Genomic DNA, 16,666 nt, shown 5'->3' with positions numbered 1-16,666 from the left:
CGACAGCCCCGGCACGCGCGCGTACCGCCCCGTCCCGGGTGGCGGGGCCCTACGCGCGCGTGGCGGTCAGGCCAGCCGTACGACCGCCCGCGACATGCCGAGCACCTTCTGGCCGCCGCTGGTCGCCGTGAGGTCGACGCGGACGGTGTGGTCGTCGAGCATGGCCGCGACCTTGCCGCTGACCTCGATGAGGGCGCCCTGGTCGTCGTCGGGGACGACGACGGGCCTGGTGAAGCGGACGCCGTACTCGACGACCGCACCCGGGTCGCCCACCCAGTCGGTCACCACACGGATCGCCTCGGCCATGGTGAACATGCCGTGCGCGATGACGTCCGGCAGCCCGACCTGCTTGGCGAACTTCTCGTTCCAGTGGATCGGGTTGAAGTCCCCGGAGGCACCCGCGTACCGCACGAGCGTGGCGCGGGTCACGGGGAACGTCTGCGCCGGCAGTTCGGTGCCGACCTGGACGGCGTCGTACGCGATCTTCGCGGTCATCCGGGTCACTCCCCCTCTTCCGGCTCTTCCGGCGCCCTGGCGACGAGCTTGGTCCAGGCGGTCACCACGTGCTCGCCGACCTCGTCGTGGACCTCGCCGCGGATGTCCAGGACGTCGTTGCCGGCCAGGCTCTTGATCGACTCGATGGTCGAGGTGACGCTCAGCAGGTCGCCGGCGCGGACCGGGCGGGTGTAGGCGAACCTCTGGTCGCCGTGCACGACCCGGCTGTAGTCCAGCCCGAGCTGCGGGTCCTCGATGACCTGGCCCGCGGCCTTGTAGGTGATCGCGAACACGAACGTCGGCGGGGCGATCACATCGGGGTGGCCGAGCGCCTTGGCGGCCTCCGGGTCCGTGTAGGCCGGGTTGGCGTCACCGATCGCCTCCGCGAACTCACGGATCTTCTCCCGGCCGACCTCATAGGGGTCGGTGGGCGGGTAGGACCGCCCCACGAAGGACTGGTCGAGCGCCATGGGCTCGGCACCTCCTGGTGTGTGCTGTGGTGGAACGCGCTGGACGAGCCGCCCGGTCCCGAGACGGTCCGGCGGCCGGACCGCCCACATGGTCCCATCCGCCGACCGCCCGCATCGTCGCACCTGCCCACGAACACGCGTGGCGCCGGCCGCAACGACACGAGGCCGTCCCCTGCAGCAGGGGACGGCCTCGCTGTCGAGTCCGAATCAGCGCGTCTCGCGGTGCGCGGTGTGCGCGTTGCAACGCGGGCAGTGCTTCTTCATTTCAAGACGATCCGGGTTGTTGCGCCGGTTCTTCTTGGTGATGTAGTTCCGCTCCTTGCACTCCACGCAGGCCAGCGTGATCTTCGGGCGGACGTCGGTGGCAGCCACGTGAGTGCTCCTTGACGAACGGGTAGAGGAAATTAACGCAAGAAAGAGTAGCCGATCGAAGGACCGACCCCGCAATCGGCTACTGTGAGTAGCGGTGACCGGACTTGAACCGGTGACACAGCGATTATGAGCCGCTTGCTCTACCGACTGAGCTACACCGCTGCGATGCGATCGGACCCCGCCTCGCGGCGGGAACCTCTCCCATCAGAGCCCCAATACGGAATCGAACCGTAGACCTTCTCCTTACCATGGAGACGCTCTGCCGACTGAGCTATTGGGGCGAGCGATGAAGACATTACACGGTCGCCCGCCGTTCGCCCAAATCCGTTTCGCGGCGCCCCGTCCGTACTCTTCCCGCTGCCCTCACGCACCACACTCGGTACGACTATTCGGCTCCTCCCCGCCTCGGCCGAGCCGTCACCCTAGGCTCGACTCACCCTGCGTGATCTTTCCTCGGTGCCGTGAACCACAGGAGCGCGATGCCCGACAGCCGGCCGCAGCCGCCCCGCTTCCCGCCCTCGTCGTCGGTACCGGCCGACCCGGCCGCCCTGCTGCTGTGCGGGGCCCGGCTGACCGACGGCCGGACGGTGGACGTACGGCTCGGTGGCGGTCGCATCGAGGCCGTCGGCACCCCCGGCAGCCTTGCGACCGGTGCCGTCGGCGCCCGCGTCGACCTGCGCGGCTATCTGCTCCTGCCGGCCCCGGCCGAACCGCACGCACACGGTGACACGGCCCTGTCCGCCGCCGGCGCGGACGGCAGGGGCGGTACCGGCGGCGCGGGGCCGGTGTCGCACCATCCGGACGACGTCCAGCGCCGCGCCACCGAGGCCGCGCTGCTGCAACTCGGGCACGGCGCCACGGCCCTGCGCTCGCATGTCCGCATCGGTGACGTGCCGGGGCTGGAGGCGCTGGCCGCCGTACTGCGGGCGCGGCGCTCACTGTGCGGGCTCGCCGAGCTGACGACGGTGGCGATGCCGCGCGTGCTGACCGGGGCCGCCGGCGCGGACGGGCTCGCGATGCTGCGGGACGCGGTGAAGATGGGCGCGACGGTGGTGGGCGGCTGCCCGGACGCGGATCCCGATCCCACCGGGTACGCGGAGGCGGTCCTGGAGATCGCTTCGGAGTTCGGCCGCCCGGTCGACCTGCACACGGACGCCCGCGATCCGGTGCGGCTCACGCGGCTCGCGGCGATGGCGGGCGGTCTGCGGCCCGGGGTGACGCTCGGACCGTGCGGCGGCCTGGGGCGGCTCCCGGCGGGGACGGCCGCCCGCGCCGCGGACCGGCTCGCCGCCTCCGGGGTCACCGTGGTCTGCCTGCCGCAGGGCGCCTGCGGCGGCGTCGACCGGCGCGGCACCGCACCGGTGCGGCTCCTGCGGTCGGCCGGGGTGCGGGTCGCTGCGGGCAGCGGGGCGCTACGGGACCCGGCGAACCCGGTGGGACGCGGCGATCCGCTGGAGGCGGCCTACCTGCTGGCGTCGCGGTACGGGCTGCCCGCCGAGGACGCGTACGCCATGGTGAGCACGTCGGCGCGGGCCGCGCTCGGCCTGCCGGAAGTACGGGTCGAGGCGGGCTTCCCGGCGGAACTGCTCGCGGTGCGCGCCGACGGGCTGGCCGGCGCCCTGTCGCTGGCCTACAGCCGGGTGGTGATCCACCGGGGGCGCCTGGTGGCGCGTACGAGCGCGGTGCGGGAGTACTGCGACTCCGCCGCGGTGGCACTGGAACTGCCCCGGCAGGGGCGGGGGGAGCCGTCGTGACGGCGGGCGGGGATCTCGGCTCTGGCGTGCGGTCGTTGCACCGGACGGGAGGCGGGCCGTGCCGGTGCGTGAAGTCGTGGGGGGCACGGGGCAAAAGGCCCCGTCGGGGCGTACGGTCGGAAACATGCGCATTGTCATCGCTGGAGGTCATGGTCAGATCGCGCTGCGGCTGGAGCGGCTGCTCGCCGCGCGCGGTGACGAGGTCGCGGGGATCATCCGCAAGGCGGAACAGGCCGACGACCTGCGGGGGGCGGGCGCCGAGCCGATCGTGTGCGACCTGGAGTCGGCGTCGGCGGAAGAGGTCGCCGCGCACCTGCGGGGAGCCGGCGCGGCCGTCTTCGCGGCCGGGGCGGGCCCGGGCAGCGGCGCGACCCGCAAGCACACGGTGGACCGGGACGCGGCGATCCTGTTCGCGGACGCGGCGGAACGGGCGGGCGTGCGCCGGTTCGTCATCGTGTCGTCGATGGGCGCCGACCCCGAACACCCGGGCGACGAGATCTTCGACGTGTACCTGCGCGCCAAGGGCGAGGCCGACGCATACGTGCGCGCCCACAAGTCCCTGGACTGGACGATCCTGCGCCCCGGCTCACTGACGAGCGACGCCGGCAAGGGCCTCGTCCGCCTGGAGGCGCACACGGGGCGCGGCGCGATCCCCCGCGACGACGTGGCGGCGGTGCTGGCGGAACTCGTCGACACACCGGCGACGGCAGGTCTGACGCTCGAGCTGATCAGCGGTTCGACGCCGGTGTCCGTGGCGGTGAAGTCGGTGGCCGGGAACTGAGCGGGGCCGGGTGTCGGAGGGGATCCCGGCGGCGCGGGCGGCGCTGCTGACGCGGATGCACGCGGCGTTCGCCACCGAAGAACGCGACGCGTTCGTCCCGCGCTGTCCGTCCGCGGACGTCGACCGGCCGAACGTCCTGGACGGCGTACGCCTCCACGGCCACGGGGAGGTACCCGCCTACCGGGCACGCCGGTTCGCCTCCGGCCATCCACCGGTACGCCTGGAGTGCCTGCGCCCGGACGACGACGGCGGTCGTCGCCACCGTACGCCCCGGCAGGCGCACGGAGGCGGGCGACGAGTGGGCGGCGGAGACGGTCGGCACGGGTGCCGCTTCAACGCGAGGACTTGGTGGGCCGGTGGACGTCCGGCAGACCTGACGGCACGTCTGACCTGCTGCTTCACCCGACGTACCAGGTGGACCGAGTCTGCAGAGATCGGGCGGCGCTCGCGTCGCCCTGCCGCGTCGGTCCAGTGGACGGCGCATGGAGCGTCGCGATCAATGTCGGACCGCCCCCTGGCTACGCCGACGGTGGCCGCGTAACTTCTGGTAGTCACGACCGGTGGGGGGGGAGCCCCCGCCGGCGAAGGGGAGCCGGCGACCTCGCGTATGGACGCCACAGGAGGGGCTGGCACATGACCGCGGTCCTCAGTACGGGGTGGGACAGCGTACGGCAGCGGGTCAGGATGAGCGCCCAGGCGCCGGGGGCCACCGCCCCGGTGGAGCGGCTGACCCCGCTGGGGCGGGCAGAGCTGCTCGGGCGGCTGCGCTGGGAGGTCCTTCAGGGCGGCTCCCTGTTCCTGACCTACCCTCAACTGCTCGATGGCGCAGTCTTCGCTGCGCTCCGGCCCGCCGCACTCCTCGACGAGTTGGCGGTCCGGGCGATCGGCGGCGGCGCCGTACTGCCGATCCGGGTGAACTCCCGGAACGCAGACCTGGCCGGACAGCTGATCGCGATGCTCTCGACCGGTTTCCTCTTCTCCTCCCTTCCGATCCCCGACGAACAGTGCCTGCGACTCCAGCGGGAGCTGGCCGCCCGTGCAGACGTCGAGTCTGCGGTCGCGGCCCTGGCCGGCGAGGGACCGGTCGGCATGGCGGACCGGTTGCTGGCGGCGACCGGTGTCCTCGACACCGCGCTGCGGCGGCGCACGGTCGCCCGGTGGGGTGACTGGCTGGAGGCCGCCGAGCACGGCCTTCTGGAGGTCAGCCCCCTGGTGCCGGCCGACTACGCGACCGCGTACGCGCTGCGACCTCCACCGCGTCCGGAGGACATGGCCAGTGACGAGGGTCGGACGGTGCTCGCCGCCTGGACCAACGGCGAGTTCGACGTGAGCGGGCTGCCCAGTCGTAGCCGCCTGTACGAGAGAATCGACCCCCTGCTGCGCTCCGGTGACCCCACGGCCCGAGCAGACGCGCAGGCGCTGCGCGAGTCCTTCGACGAGACCTACTACAGAGCCATCGCGGCGAGCGAAGACTGCCTGCTGGGCCTGGCTTCGCCTCGACGCGGCATCCGGCGCCGAGAGGCAGCGACGCTGGGGGAACAGACACCGGTCGTGACCTACCCGACCCGGTTCGAACTGCGGCTGGGCCTGATGAGCAGTGCTCAATGGCAGCGTTACACGGATGACGCCGCCGACGCCCTCAGCAGTTGGTGGCACCGGCGTGACCTTGGTGCGCTGCAGGAGGTGGGCGACCTCCTCGCGAGGCGTACGAAGGAGCCGTCGGCCACCGGTGCGGGCGAGGCGTCGGTGACCCGGCTCCAGCGGTTCGCGCAGGGCGCGCGTGGGGTCACTGCTCAGATGGTCGCCGGCGGCGGAATGAGCCTGGCGACCGGCCTGCTCGGCCAGGGGACGCCCGCAGTGTTCGCCTCCGGCGCAGGCGGAGCGCTCGCGCCGGTTGTCGTTGCGGCCGTGGCAGCCGGTGTGACCCGCTTGACCGACTTCCGAGGGCGGTACGACGTGATAGAGCTCCCCGGGGTGCTACGAGGAGGGCCCGATGAACACTGAGGCGCCACGCACCCACACCGACAAGGCCTACACCGATGCTGACGGCGGACGATGGTGCGAGGTCTACCTCGACACCTACCGCCTGCCCTCCGGCGCGGAGACCGTCCGCCACCGCATCCGTGTCGGCGGTGGCCGCACAGGAGTCGTGGTGCTGGCACGACGGGGCGACGACATTCTGCTGGTCCGCCAGTGGCGACCGGCGATCGGCCGTTGGGCCTGGGAGCTGCCGCGCGGATTCGGCGAGACCGACCCCGTCTCTGACGCGCTGCGCGAACTCGCTGAGGAGACCGGGCTGGTCGGCTCCGCGGCGACTGCGGTGGCGTACCTGGACATCGACTCCGGCATGCTGGAGAACGAGGTTGCCGTCGTCGAGGTCTCGGTCCGGGAAGATGCCCCCCTGAGCCCCGGCCCGGTCGGCGACGGTGAGATCGCGGCCGCGCGCTGGTGGAGTCCACACGAGATCGCGAAGGCGATCCGTGCGGGAGAGCTCCGGGATGGCTTCACGCTTGCCGCACTCGGTGCGTCCGGCGCGGCCCGTGGCTAGGCGAGGCGCTGCTCAGCGGGCACGGTCTCCCAGGCGTCGCCCGACAGGTCCGGGCCAGGCAAACCCGAAGGCCGCAGGGGTAGGCCCGTCAGCGACGGAGACGACGCCGCGAGCGCCAGGATCTCCGCGCGTCCGGGCCGGCACGGCTGGGCCCCGGTGGACGCGTCCACGGCCCGTCCAGGCAGTCCGGGAGACAGCGTTCGAACGCGGGACAGCGTAAGACGGTGCGCTGATCGCACGGACGCATGACAATGGGCCCGTGACCTGCTTTCTTCGCAGGTCACGGGCCCAATGTTTCCGTGTGGCGGCGCCAGGATTCGAACCTGGGTAGGCATAGCCGACAGATTTACAGTCTGCTCCCTTTGGCCGCTCGGGCACACCGCCGGGGATTGCTGCTGCGGAGGCCGCTTCTGGGCGGTGCTCCCTGGCAACGACGTAAACGATACCTGATGCGGAGGGGTGCTTCGCCACCCGGTAGATCGGCGACTTGGGGGGAGAGGGATGGCTAGGCTTATGCGGATGCGGCCCGGATCGACGCCGGGCCGGGCGGCCGCGCTCCCGCACGCCGATACGCAGCCCGTTCCATCCCGAACACAAGGAGCCACAGGACATGGCCGACTCCAGTTTCGACATCGTCTCGAAGGTCGAGCGGCAGGAGGTCGACAACGCCCTCAACCAGGCCGCCAAGGAGATCTCCCAGCGCTACGACTTCAAGAACGTCGGCGCCTCGATCGCCTGGTCCGGCGACAAGATCCTGATGCAGGCCAACTCCGAGGACCGGGTGAAGGCCGTCCTCGACGTCTTCGAGACCAAGCTGGTCAAGCGGGGCATCTCGCTGAAGGTGCTGGAGACCGGTGAGCCGCAGCTCTCCGGCAAGGAGTACAAGATCTTCGCGTCGATCCAGGAGGGCATCTCCCAGGAGAACGCGAAGAAGGTGGCGAAGATCATCCGCGATGAGGGTCCCCGGGGCGTCAAGGCCCAGGTGCAGGGCGACGAACTGCGCGTCAGCTCCAAGAGCCGGGACGACCTCCAGGCCGTGATCGCCCTGCTCAAGGGCAAGGACTTCGACTTCGCCCTGCAGTTCGTGAACTACCGCTGACTCGCACGCCTGAGCTGCACTATCCGGAAGTGATCTGTACGGGAGGGCACAACGCGGGCACATCGCCGAGGACAGCCTCCACGGCCGCCCGCGTTGTGTCCTCGTCGTCCGGCCAGAGATGGGTGTAGATGTCGAGCGTGATCGACGGCTTCGAGTGGCCCAATCGCCGCTGAACCGTCTTCACGCTCTCGCGGTTCTTGATCAGCGCCGAGGCGTAGAAGTGCCGGAGGTCGTGCATGCTCGCCCCGTCCGGCACGCGCACGGGTGCGGGCTCCTGGCTCTTCGGCCGGCCGCGCTGCACCCAGGCCGCGTACGCCTCGGCGTACGCCTTGGCCAGAGCCTCGTTCGCGCGCTCCTCCATGCGGGCCCACACGTGCGACCAGTTGGCCCGCTTGATCACCTCGTTGCGGTCGCTGGTGAACAGCATCTGTGCCTTCCGGCGCTTCGGCTTCCGCGGGTCCGTCCGGTCCTCGATCTCCACAGTGGCGGCCGGGTGCAGCTGGAGGTGCGCGGCGAGCGCGTTGACAGCCGGAGTGGCCAGCGGCACCGTGCGGTAGCTCTCGTGCGTCTTCGGTTCGCCGAGGTACGGCTCCGGCGTCTCCTCCTGGTCGGCGCCGGTGTCCTTGTCGGGAGTGATGAGCTGCTGCCGCACTGTGACCTCGCGGCGCAGGAAGTCGATGCAGTCGACCTCGAGGCCGAAGACCTCGCCCTGCCGGAGGCCGGAGGCCGCGGCGAGCAGGATCATCGCGCGGTACCTAGGGGGCGCCGCATCGATGAGCGCACGGACGGCCTCGGCGTGCAGGGGGACGATCTCGGGACGCCGCACCTCGGGCAGCTTGATGCCGGCGCACGGGTTCACCGCGATCGTGCGGTCTCGCACGGCCGTGTGCATCACGGTCACCAGGTAGGAGAACGTGACGCGCAGCGTCGACGGGGCGAGGACCTGTGACCGGTCCTTGACCCAGGCCTGCACCTCCGACGGCCGGATGCTCACGATCGGCCGGTCACCGAACGTCGGGTAGATGTGAAGCCGTAGGCCTCTCTCCACCCGCGACGACGTACCACCACGGTGCACAGCCGAGGTGCGCCAGCGTTCCGCGACAGCTCGGAAGCTCTCCTTGCCGGCCGCCGGATCGACGTAGAGGCCGCGGGCGAGATCTGCCTCGATGGTCGCGGCGCGGGTGTCGGCCTGGCTGCGCTTGGCGAAGTTCTCCTTGCGCTGCTCGCCAGATGCGTCCCGCCAACGGACCTGCCACCGCTTCCCCTTGCCGTGGTCAGCGGACGGTACGAGCGTGCGGGTGCGGCTGGAATGCTCTGTGCAGGCCACGGCGTCCTTGGGCGGGCGGGACAGGTGCCACCGGTCGTAGACCTCAGCCATCGGACTCCTGCTTCCGCCGGCGCGCCTGCAGCTCTTCGGCTTGCTCGCGCAGCCGCAGGTAGGTCTTGATCAGGTCGAGATCAGCGCCCTGGTCCTGCGCGGCCCGTACGGCTTCCCAGACGGGGCGCAACACGTCCTCGTGAGCAAGGACCTCCGGCAGAGGGCGCGTGACGTCGTGGGGCCGGTTGCGCCGGCGGAACTCTCTGGCCCGCTCCCAGTGCTCTTCCTCATTCTCGTCCGGCGAGCTTTTCGCCCAGGGCTCGCGATCGAGCGGTTCCTCCCCTGCAGCCCATCGCCAGGCGCGCGCTGCCTCCACCAGGAGCGCAGGAGTCAGCTCTACCTCGTGGCCAGACTCGATCCCCGGCATCAGCAGCTGGTTCGGGGAGGCCTGAAGCGCAACGGCGAGCGCGACCAGGTCGTCGACGTCGACTCGGCGGTCGGCCTTCTCCAGCTTGCTGATGGCGGAGGCCTGCTTGGGATAGCCGAGGGCTGTGAGCCGGGCGGCAAGGTCCTTCTGCTCGAGCCGCTGCTCCCTGCGGAGTGCCGCGATGGTCTCGGCCACGCGGTTACCGACCGGGCCGATTCCCACTCTCTGATTCGCCATGTTGGCGAGTGAAGCAGACTTCTTGACGTTTCTCAACACTTGCTGTCAGACTCCGAGTGATCACTCGTCAAAATGGATGACGAGAAGTCCAACTTGGAGGACCGATGGCGAGAATGGCCCAACCGACGGCCGTCGCCTCAGACCGGCGACCGCTTGCGACAGCCGAAGAAGTGGCCGAGTACCTCGGCGTCCCCGTGGCGACGCTGTACGCGTGGCGCTACAAGGGCGGCAAGGGGCCGAAGTCGAGCAAGGTCGGGCGCCATCTGCGCTACCGCTGGGCTGACGTCGAGTCGTGGTTGGACTCGCAGAGCGGCGACTGATGGGCGCGGGGAACGTGAAGCAGGTGTTCGCCCTCTGGGGCGATCTTCCGCACGCTCCGTTCCGTGTGTTCGCGTACATGGCCCTGGTGACGAAGGACGAGGACCGGCCGCCGCGCTACTGGGCCGGCCGTGAAGGCCTGGCGCTCGCGCTCGGTCGCATCGTCCCTGAGCGGAACGACGACGACCAGGACGTGACGCGCGAGCGCCGTGCGGCATTCCGCGCGGTCGACCGCGCGGTCGCTGTGCTGACGGAAGTCGGCGCCATCACGACGGTTGAGGAGGCCCGGCACTACCGGAATGCCACGTACGCGCTGCACCTGTCGCGCGGTAGGACCACGCTGAGCGTGGACCTACAGGACCACGGTGAACGTGGTGCTAAGGACCACGGTGAGCGTGGTCTACAGGACCACGGTGAGCGTGGTGTCAGCACCACGGTGACCGTGGTCCACAGGAAGAATGAGGAAGATCCAGGACTTACATCAGGAGAAACGGGCCGGGGTGATCTTCCACCTGAGGGTGGCGCGCACGCGCGAGCGAACGGGAGAGAACCTCTGCGATCCGTACCGACCAGAGGTGTGCGCGACCCTCTACCCGCGACCGATGGCATACCGGGGCAGCGCGCGATGCTTCTGCCCGTGGCCGAACGGCCGTCGCTGCGCCTCGATGAGCCGCGGGTGCCTCCGCGCCGCGGCGCAGATGAGGACCAGACGGCACCTGGCGACGGCCCCGCTCCTGCTCGGTGCACGGCGTGCAGCTCCCCGATGGCCCCGCGTCCAGGACGCGACCGCTGCGGAGGTTGCATCAGGGCAGGCCGAACGACGGGGAGCCCGCCGCATGCCCCAACCGCCGGCGCGTCCGGCTGACCCACAACCCACCCAACCCGAGAGGCGCACATGACCGAGCACATCCCCGAAGAGCGCGAGCGCGCACAGCAGGAGCTCCGTACCGCTGTCGCGATCCTCGCCACGCAGCACCAGACCCTGAGCGGGCAGATGACGCCGGACCAGTCCGCCGAGACCATGACGGCCCTGGTGCTCGAGCAGTGGCCGGAGCAGCCCGCGGATGCCGTCCACGCCGTGGCGTTCGCAGGCCTGCGCCTCGCCACGCTCCTTGCTCGCTGCATGGGCACCACCGTCGGCCAGGTCCTCGCCGAACTCGGCGCCGAGGCCGCCACCTCTCCCCGTTCGAACTGACAGACGAATCGCCCCTGCCTGTGGCATCCTGAAAACGATCAACAGGCGGCACCCGCCGCCACCGGTACGCCGGAGCCCGCGCCGGAACCCCTCGAGGGTCACCACCCGGAGCCACCACCTACCGCCCGAGGCCGTGAGACCGCGCCGGAGCCCCTCCACGAGGGAGCCACCACCCGGAAGCCACCGCCGAACAGGATCGCCCGCGACAGCCCGCGCCTACGCACGCCAGCAGCCGTCACGGCTGCCGCGCTGCGCCGCCGCGTCATCCGCCGCGAGGCAGAACCTCCGCCGCGTCCTGCAGGGCGCTGGGCCCCTCCGTACCGATGGGAGACCCCCATGCCACCGACCATGATCGAACAACTGCGGCAGAGGCGGCAGGCCGACCGCGCCCGGATGGACGAGATCCTCGCCGCCGCACGACGCGCCAACCGTGACAAGCTGACCCCGGCCGAACAGCGCGAGTTCGACGAGCTCGAGACCACCATCCGCGAACTGGACGACCGGATCGAGGAACTCACCGCCCAAGACGACATCGACCGCCAGGCCGGCACCGTCGCCCGCCGGTACGGCGTCGGCCGCGGACGCTGGACGGCCGGACCGGATGAGGTCTACCGGCGCGGCTCCGGCTTCTCCTACTTCCAGGACCTGGCCAACTCCCGCATGCAGCCCACCCCGGAGATCCACGAGCGGCTCAACCGCCACGCCACGCAGATGGACCGGGCGATCGCCGCCGGCGACATCGACCGCATCAGCCGGAAGTGGACCGGCACCGCGCCGGACGGCATCGAGTACCGCGTCAACCCGAACCGCACTGACGGCCAGGGCGGCTACTTCGTCCCGCCGGCCTGGCTGATCGAGCAGTACGTCGACTACGCCCGCCCGGCGCGCGCCACGGCAGACCTGTGCCACCCCCTGCCGCTGCCACCCGGGACCGACGTCATCAACCTGCCACGCGTCGCCACCGGCACCGCGACCGGCGTGCAGACCGCCGACGCCGCCGCGGTCACCTCGCAGGACCTCACTGACGACGCCGTATCGGGACCGGTGCGCACCATCGCCGGACAGCAGGACATCGCCCTGCAGCTGCTCGAGCAATCCCCCATCGCCTTCGACGAGGTCGTCTACCGGGACCTGCAAAAGGACTACAACCAGAAGCTCGACCTGCAGGTCCTGCAGGGCACCGGCAGCAACGGCCAGGTCACCGGCATCCTGAACGTGTCCGGCATCAACGCCGTCACCTACACCGACACCACCCCGACCCTGGTCGAACTGTGGCTGCCCCTCATGCAGTCCGCGTCCAGGGTGGCCGGCGGCATCTACATGCCGCCCGACGCCATCGCCATGCACAGCTCCCGCTGGTTCTGGGCGGCAAGCCAACTCGACGGCGCCAACCGGCCGCTGCTCGGTGGCGAAGGACCCATGAACGCCATGGGCATGGCCAACCCGCGAGCGGCAGAGGGAGCCATCGGGCGTATGGGCGGACTCCCCGCCGTCGCCGACGCCAACATCCCGAGCAACCTCGGCGCCGGCACCGACGAGGACCGCATGATCATCGCGCGGTTCGATGAGATCTACCTGTGGGAGAGCACGCCACGCGTCCGCATCCTGCAGGAAGTCCTCTCCGGCACGCTCCAGGTTCGTATCCAGCTGTACAACTATGTGGCGCTCATCGCCGACCGCCGGCCCAAGGCCATCAGCGTCATCAGCGGCACCGGCCTGGCCGGTCTCGCCTCCATGGGCTTCTGACCTCGAGCCACCACCGACCCGGCGTCAAAGCCACCGGCCGCATCCCACACAGGGCTGGACAGTGCGAGCACGGAGCCAAGGCAGCCGAGAGCCACCGTCCTTTCAGGGCTCGATGACACTGCCTGCGCCGCCCGCCGCCCGCTGCGCCCATCTGGCCAGCGGGCGGCGCGAGGGGGGGGTGGGTCGATCTTGGTTGCATGATCGTCTTCGGACCCGGCCCCCCACCCCACGCACACGCCCGCGAAATTCACTCGGTTTTTTCGGGCAGACCTTTTTCCCAGCGATCTTGAGCCAGAACACCCGCAGGTCACCCGAACCGCACCGGCGCGGACCTCGAGGCCTGGTCAGACGAGCAGATGCCCCTGGCTGTCGAGCAGCTCCCGCACCTCGGGTACGTCCTCGAAGTCCTGCAGCCGGCGCAGCACCACGCGGGACCGTTCGGCGGTGCGCTCGCTGGCCATCTCGCCGGACAACTCGATGACGTGCTTCGCTTCGGCAGCGGCCTGCTCCGGTTCATTGGCGTCCGCCAGGGCGACGGCGAGCCATGACCGGTAGAGGGCCAACTCGCGTGCGTGTGTGGCGTCGTACCGCTTCAGGACGCCGGTCAACAGCGGTACGGCGCGCAGCGGACGCCGCAGCTCGGTGAAGACGCGGGCGTCCATCACCTCGAGTTCGTCTGAGCTGACCCAGTAGGCCCACTCTGGCGCCTCGTGGCCATCGGCGTCCTCGAGCGCCTCGTGTGCTTCGCCCAGTGCCCGGATGGCGGGTTGAGCCTCGCAGGCCTGCGTGTGGGCCCATGCGACGCGATCGAAGAACAGCGCACGCGTCTTGGGTGGCGAGTCGGGCCCTGCTTCCTCGAGGGCCGCGCGTGCCAGCTCGACGCCGGCGCTCTCCCGACCGGTGTTGCTCCACTGGTAGGCGAGCGATCCGGCGAGGTTGCCGACCAGGGGCCTGTCGCCGGCCTGTCTCGCTGCGCTCAGACCGAGCGTGTAGGCGCGTTCGGCGTCCTCGTACCGTCCGGCATCACTCGCGATCCAACCGGCGATCTGGCCCAGCTCGCCGATCTGAACGAGCAGTGCGCGGCCGGTGGTCTCGGTGAAGGAAGCCTCCCGATAGAGGCGTACGGCGGCGCGCAGTTCGCGGAAGGCTGGCACGATCAGGTCGCCACCCGTCAGGACGTCGTCGGCAAGCCTGAGTCCGTGCACACGGCCGGCGAGATCGGCCACCTTGTCGAGCCCGATGCGGCGGCCGGTGCGGGCGGTCAGCGGCGCGAGCGGGTCCCCGGCGGGCAGAAGTTCGGCCAGGGTGGCAGCCGGCCCCGGGAGGGCGGCGTGTTCGTCGCCGCGGGCGTACGCCGCAGCGGCCTCGAGCTCGGCAAGTGGCGCCGCAAGGGCCTGTGCGAGGAACGGCAGCCATGTGTCAGGCACTCGGCCGCCGCGCTCCCAGCGAGAGACCTCGTTACGGGTGACGGACGTGACACCTGACATGGCACAGAGATGGGCAGCAAGTTGGCGCTGAGACTGACCGGCGCGACGCCGCAGACTCACCAGGTACGCGCCGAACCGCCGTTTCCGTTCGCTGTCGCTCATCTGGCCCCCTTCACCTTCAGTCTGGCCCCTCCCTGGCCCCCTATGCGGCTCCTCCCACGGTTCGCCTACGGCGATTGCATGAACCAAGGACCCCCGCGACCGCGCGAACGGTCCGGGGGCATGGTCAACGCTGTGAAGGAGCGCCGACACGATGAAACCTACAACCCGTTCGAGTGGCCCGGCATTGCGCCCGGTTGAGCAGGATCCGGGCGTCCTCGTGCACCCCACGTCTGACCGCAGACTGGCCATCGAGCACTGGCTGCTGTCGACGCGTCCGGACATCGGTCGAGCCCGCACCGAGTGGAAAGAAAATGGGGTGGCGATGCTGCCCCTGGGCGGCCTGTTCTCGGCCGTACGGCTGCCGGCGCGTCTGCTGCTCACCCTCATCGGCGGCAGAGCGCCCTCGAGGGACATCGACGCGTTCCTCGCCGAGCTCCTGGACGGACCGGTCATCTGCGATCCGCGGTACGACAGGTATTACGCGCTCGTGCCCGCGACGATGCCGGCGACCTGGCACCAGGCCGTGGACGACTGGAGAGTCGTGGACGTGGACTGCCTGGGCCGCGGCGTGCACGTGGGCGTGCCGCCGGTGGACGCGGTGGAGCTGCGCACCCTCGACAGCTACTGGTCGGTGCCCATGGAGTCGGCCGGGATGCTGTGCCGTCCGCTCGCCGTGGCGCGGCTGATCGCGGCTGGATGGCATCAGATGGCCGGGAGGACCGATGATGACGCCTGAGCGCCGCCGGCTGATCGCGTACCTCGCGGTCCTGGCCTTCCTCGCGGGGGCCCTCGCCTGGGGTATCGCTCACTGCGGCTCAGGGGCCTGATCCGTACGTCTGACGGCTCCGGCCATCCTCGTTCCACCGGGGGGATGGCCGGAGCCTTTCGCGTCATACGCCCTGCTCAGGCCCGTCTGACGGTGGTCGCCCGTAGAGTGCCGCAGCGCGGATGGATAGCGCGTACGGACGCCGGCCGCCGTGCTCCTGGGTCAAGCGGTCGGCCGTCCGGTGCGCCTGAGCGATCAGGCGCACCGCGTGGCGTACAGCGTCGGACGCCGTCATGCCGCAGCGCTGCAGGACCTCGAGGTCCTCGGCGAGCTCGGCCGTCATGCGCACCGACAGGGCCTGTGGCTGACGGCTCACCGGCCCTCCGTCATGCGGACGCGACGCAGGCCTTCGTCCATCTCCTGACCGGACACGGAGTCCTCGGCGTGGACCAGGCGCAGCGGGGGCCGGCCACGGTCTGCAGGTTGCGCCGCACTCGGCCGTCCGCGTTCCTGCAGCAGGAACTGGACCAGGACGTGTATCTCCGCCCCGAGGAGGCGCAGCTTGGACAGCTCACGCTCGGCCTCAACGAGGCGCCGCTCCATCTCGGCCGGGCTCATCGGGCCTCACCCCAAGCGCGGTAGTCGGTGGGCGGATGCTCGGCGAGCTTCTCGCGCAGATACGCCGTCGTCCATGCAACCCCGAGCGGATCTCCGTCCTCCTGGAGGACGCGCTGCAGCGCGATCACGGAGTGCATCGAGCGATCGGCCAGGATCCGGTCATGCGCCTCAGTGTCGCCCACGGTGGCGGGGTGGGGGATGTCGATAGCCTCGAGGACGACCGCCAGGAGCTCGAGCAGCTCCCCGGCGGAAGGTTCGGTACGGTCAGTCATGGGTTCGGACTCCTTGATCGTGAAGGGTCTGGATCAAGGCGTCGTCCGGTGTGTCCGCACCGGGCGGCGCCGCTGTCGTCTCCGGGAGAGGAGACACAGGGCGCCGGCGGCCCGCGTGCCCTCGAGGGCACATCCAGGGCACACGCGGCCGAAAAATAGCGAGAATCGCTGAGAATTACTGAGGGTGATTTCTGCACGTCAATCGCCCCTTCGGCGAAAACGTGCAGGTCAAACGGTCAAGATGGCGGTACGTGAACTACCGGTAGGACCGGCAGGAACCCTTCCACGACGCGGGGTGGGCACCCCGGAGAGCGGGGTGCCCACCCTTCTGTACTGCCGGCTGCGGCTTCGGTGGCGCTTTCAGCGGCGGGAGTCGCCGAACAGGACGCGGTAGATGATCAGCAGCACGAGCGAGCCGCCGATCGCGGCCGCCCAGGTGGCGCCGTCGTAGAACTGCTTGGTGATCGGGTGGTGCAGCCAGCGGGCGGAGATCCAGCCGCCGATGAAGGCACCCGCGATGCCGATGAGGGTCGTACCGATGAAGCCGCCGGGGTCCTTGCCCGGCAGCAGGAACTTGGCGATGGCGCCTGCCAACAGCCCCAGAACGATCCAGCTGACGATGCCCATGCCGTGAACCTGCCTTTCCGCGCTGTGCCTGTGC

The 16,666-nt window shown here is 70.4% G+C and carries 19 protein-coding genes and 3 tRNA genes; 9 read left to right on the top strand and 13 right to left on the bottom strand.

Annotated elements, in window-relative coordinates; genetic code table 11:
* Positions 1-66: 66 nt before the first annotated feature.
* The 5 genes from AC5WS8_RS15830 to AC5WS8_RS15810 form a co-directional block, all read right to left on the bottom strand.
* Positions 67-495 (bottom strand): MaoC family dehydratase, encoded by a 429-nt coding sequence (locus tag AC5WS8_RS15830; RefSeq protein WP_496104029.1) that lies wholly within the window; start codon positions 493-495, stop codon positions 67-69.
* 5 nt (positions 496-500) lie between these two features.
* The gene (locus tag AC5WS8_RS15825; protein WP_496104028.1) at positions 501-965 is read right to left on the bottom strand and encodes an FAS1-like dehydratase domain-containing protein; all 465 of its coding nucleotides are present in this window, start codon (positions 963-965) and stop codon (positions 501-503) included.
* Between the two features lie 207 nt (positions 966-1,172).
* Complete coding sequence (gene rpmG / locus AC5WS8_RS15820; RefSeq protein WP_003948671.1) at positions 1,173-1,337, bottom strand: 50S ribosomal protein L33; 165 nt, start codon at positions 1,335-1,337, stop codon at positions 1,173-1,175.
* Between the two features lie 89 nt (positions 1,338-1,426).
* Positions 1,427-1,499: transfer RNA gene (locus AC5WS8_RS15815), tRNA-Met, on the bottom strand.
* A gap of 46 nt (positions 1,500-1,545) precedes the next feature.
* Positions 1,546-1,618 (bottom strand) — tRNA-Thr (locus AC5WS8_RS15810).
* 198 nt (positions 1,619-1,816) lie between these two features.
* Here AC5WS8_RS15810 and AC5WS8_RS15805 point away from each other — a divergent pair.
* The 4 genes from AC5WS8_RS15805 (at position 1,817) to AC5WS8_RS15790 (ending at position 6,420) form a co-directional block, all read left to right on the top strand.
* Positions 1,817-3,091, top strand: a complete 1,275-nt coding sequence (locus AC5WS8_RS15805) for an amidohydrolase family protein (protein WP_496104027.1) — start codon at positions 1,817-1,819, stop codon at positions 3,089-3,091.
* Positions 3,092-3,215: 124 nt separating this feature from the next.
* Complete coding sequence (locus AC5WS8_RS15800; RefSeq protein WP_496104026.1) at positions 3,216-3,872, top strand: SDR family oxidoreductase; 657 nt, start codon at positions 3,216-3,218, stop codon at positions 3,870-3,872.
* 633 nt (positions 3,873-4,505) lie between these two features.
* Positions 4,506-5,876: a hypothetical protein gene (locus AC5WS8_RS15795; RefSeq protein ID WP_496104025.1), complete on the top strand. Its 1,371-nt coding sequence runs from the start codon at positions 4,506-4,508 to the stop codon at positions 5,874-5,876.
* Entirely contained in the window at positions 5,866-6,420 is a 555-nt protein-coding gene (locus AC5WS8_RS15790) for an NUDIX hydrolase (RefSeq protein ID WP_496104024.1), read from the top strand. Before AC5WS8_RS15795 ends, AC5WS8_RS15790 begins: the two co-directional genes overlap by 11 nt.
* 302 nt (positions 6,421-6,722) lie before the next feature.
* Here the strand turns inward: AC5WS8_RS15790 and AC5WS8_RS15785 are convergent.
* Positions 6,723-6,804 (bottom strand) — tRNA-Tyr (locus tag AC5WS8_RS15785).
* Positions 6,805-7,030: 226 nt separating this feature from the next.
* On the opposite strand from AC5WS8_RS15785, the gene AC5WS8_RS15780 reads away from it, so the two are divergent.
* Entirely contained in the window at positions 7,031-7,519 is a 489-nt protein-coding gene (locus AC5WS8_RS15780) for a YajQ family cyclic di-GMP-binding protein (protein ID WP_496104023.1), read from the top strand.
* Positions 7,520-7,538: 19 nt separating this feature from the next.
* On the opposite strand, the gene AC5WS8_RS15775 is transcribed toward AC5WS8_RS15780, so the two are convergent.
* Positions 7,539-8,897, bottom strand: a complete 1,359-nt coding sequence (locus AC5WS8_RS15775) for a tyrosine-type recombinase/integrase (protein ID WP_496104022.1) — start codon at positions 8,895-8,897, stop codon at positions 7,539-7,541.
* Positions 8,890-9,459: a helix-turn-helix domain-containing protein gene (locus tag AC5WS8_RS15770; protein ID WP_496104021.1), complete on the bottom strand. Its 570-nt coding sequence runs from the start codon at positions 9,457-9,459 to the stop codon at positions 8,890-8,892. Before AC5WS8_RS15770 ends, AC5WS8_RS15775 begins: the two co-directional genes overlap by 8 nt.
* Positions 9,460-9,614: 155 nt before the next feature.
* Between AC5WS8_RS15770 and AC5WS8_RS15765 the strand changes: the two genes are divergently transcribed.
* The 3 genes from AC5WS8_RS15765 (at position 9,615) to AC5WS8_RS15755 (ending at position 12,760) form a co-directional block, all read left to right on the top strand.
* A complete protein-coding gene (locus tag AC5WS8_RS15765) occupies positions 9,615-9,821 on the top strand; it encodes a helix-turn-helix transcriptional regulator (RefSeq protein ID WP_496104020.1) in 207 nt (68 codons plus the stop codon).
* A gap of 893 nt (positions 9,822-10,714) precedes the next feature.
* Entirely contained in the window at positions 10,715-11,014 is a 300-nt protein-coding gene (locus AC5WS8_RS15760) for a hypothetical protein (protein ID WP_496104019.1), read from the top strand.
* Positions 11,015-11,350: 336 nt separating this feature from the next.
* Positions 11,351-12,760, top strand: a complete 1,410-nt coding sequence (locus tag AC5WS8_RS15755; protein WP_496104018.1) for a phage major capsid protein — start codon at positions 11,351-11,353, stop codon at positions 12,758-12,760.
* A 344-nt stretch (positions 12,761-13,104) separates the two neighbouring features.
* Here the strand turns inward: AC5WS8_RS15755 and AC5WS8_RS15750 are convergent, their stop codons facing one another.
* Complete coding sequence (locus AC5WS8_RS15750; protein ID WP_496104017.1) at positions 13,105-14,349, bottom strand: helix-turn-helix domain-containing protein; 1,245 nt, start codon at positions 14,347-14,349, stop codon at positions 13,105-13,107.
* A 217-nt stretch (positions 14,350-14,566) separates the two neighbouring features.
* On the opposite strand from AC5WS8_RS15750, the gene AC5WS8_RS15745 reads away from it, so the two are divergent.
* Complete coding sequence (locus AC5WS8_RS15745; protein ID WP_496104016.1) at positions 14,567-15,085, top strand: hypothetical protein; 519 nt, start codon at positions 14,567-14,569, stop codon at positions 15,083-15,085.
* Between the two features lie 154 nt (positions 15,086-15,239).
* Here the strand turns inward: AC5WS8_RS15745 and AC5WS8_RS15740 are convergent, their stop codons facing one another.
* The 4 genes from AC5WS8_RS15740 to AC5WS8_RS15725 form a co-directional block, all read right to left on the bottom strand.
* Positions 15,240-15,491: a hypothetical protein gene (locus AC5WS8_RS15740; protein ID WP_496104015.1), complete on the bottom strand. Its 252-nt coding sequence runs from the start codon at positions 15,489-15,491 to the stop codon at positions 15,240-15,242.
* A complete protein-coding gene (locus tag AC5WS8_RS15735) occupies positions 15,488-15,733 on the bottom strand; it encodes a hypothetical protein (protein ID WP_496104014.1) in 246 nt (81 codons plus the stop codon). The genes AC5WS8_RS15740 and AC5WS8_RS15735 overlap by 4 nt, the downstream gene beginning before the upstream one ends.
* Positions 15,730-16,005 (bottom strand): hypothetical protein, encoded by a 276-nt coding sequence (locus tag AC5WS8_RS15730; protein WP_496104013.1) that lies wholly within the window; start codon positions 16,003-16,005, stop codon positions 15,730-15,732. Before AC5WS8_RS15730 ends, AC5WS8_RS15735 begins: the two co-directional genes overlap by 4 nt.
* A 360-nt stretch (positions 16,006-16,365) precedes the next feature.
* On the bottom strand, positions 16,366-16,632 hold the full coding sequence (locus AC5WS8_RS15725; RefSeq protein ID WP_496104012.1) for a GlsB/YeaQ/YmgE family stress response membrane protein: 267 nt from the start codon (positions 16,630-16,632) through the stop codon (positions 16,366-16,368).
* Positions 16,633-16,666 lie beyond the last annotated feature (34 nt).

Source organism: Streptomyces sp. PTL18, assembly GCF_059510295.1.
The sequence above is the reverse complement of the archived record's forward strand: the minus strand, read 5'-3'. Positions and strand labels throughout refer to the sequence as shown.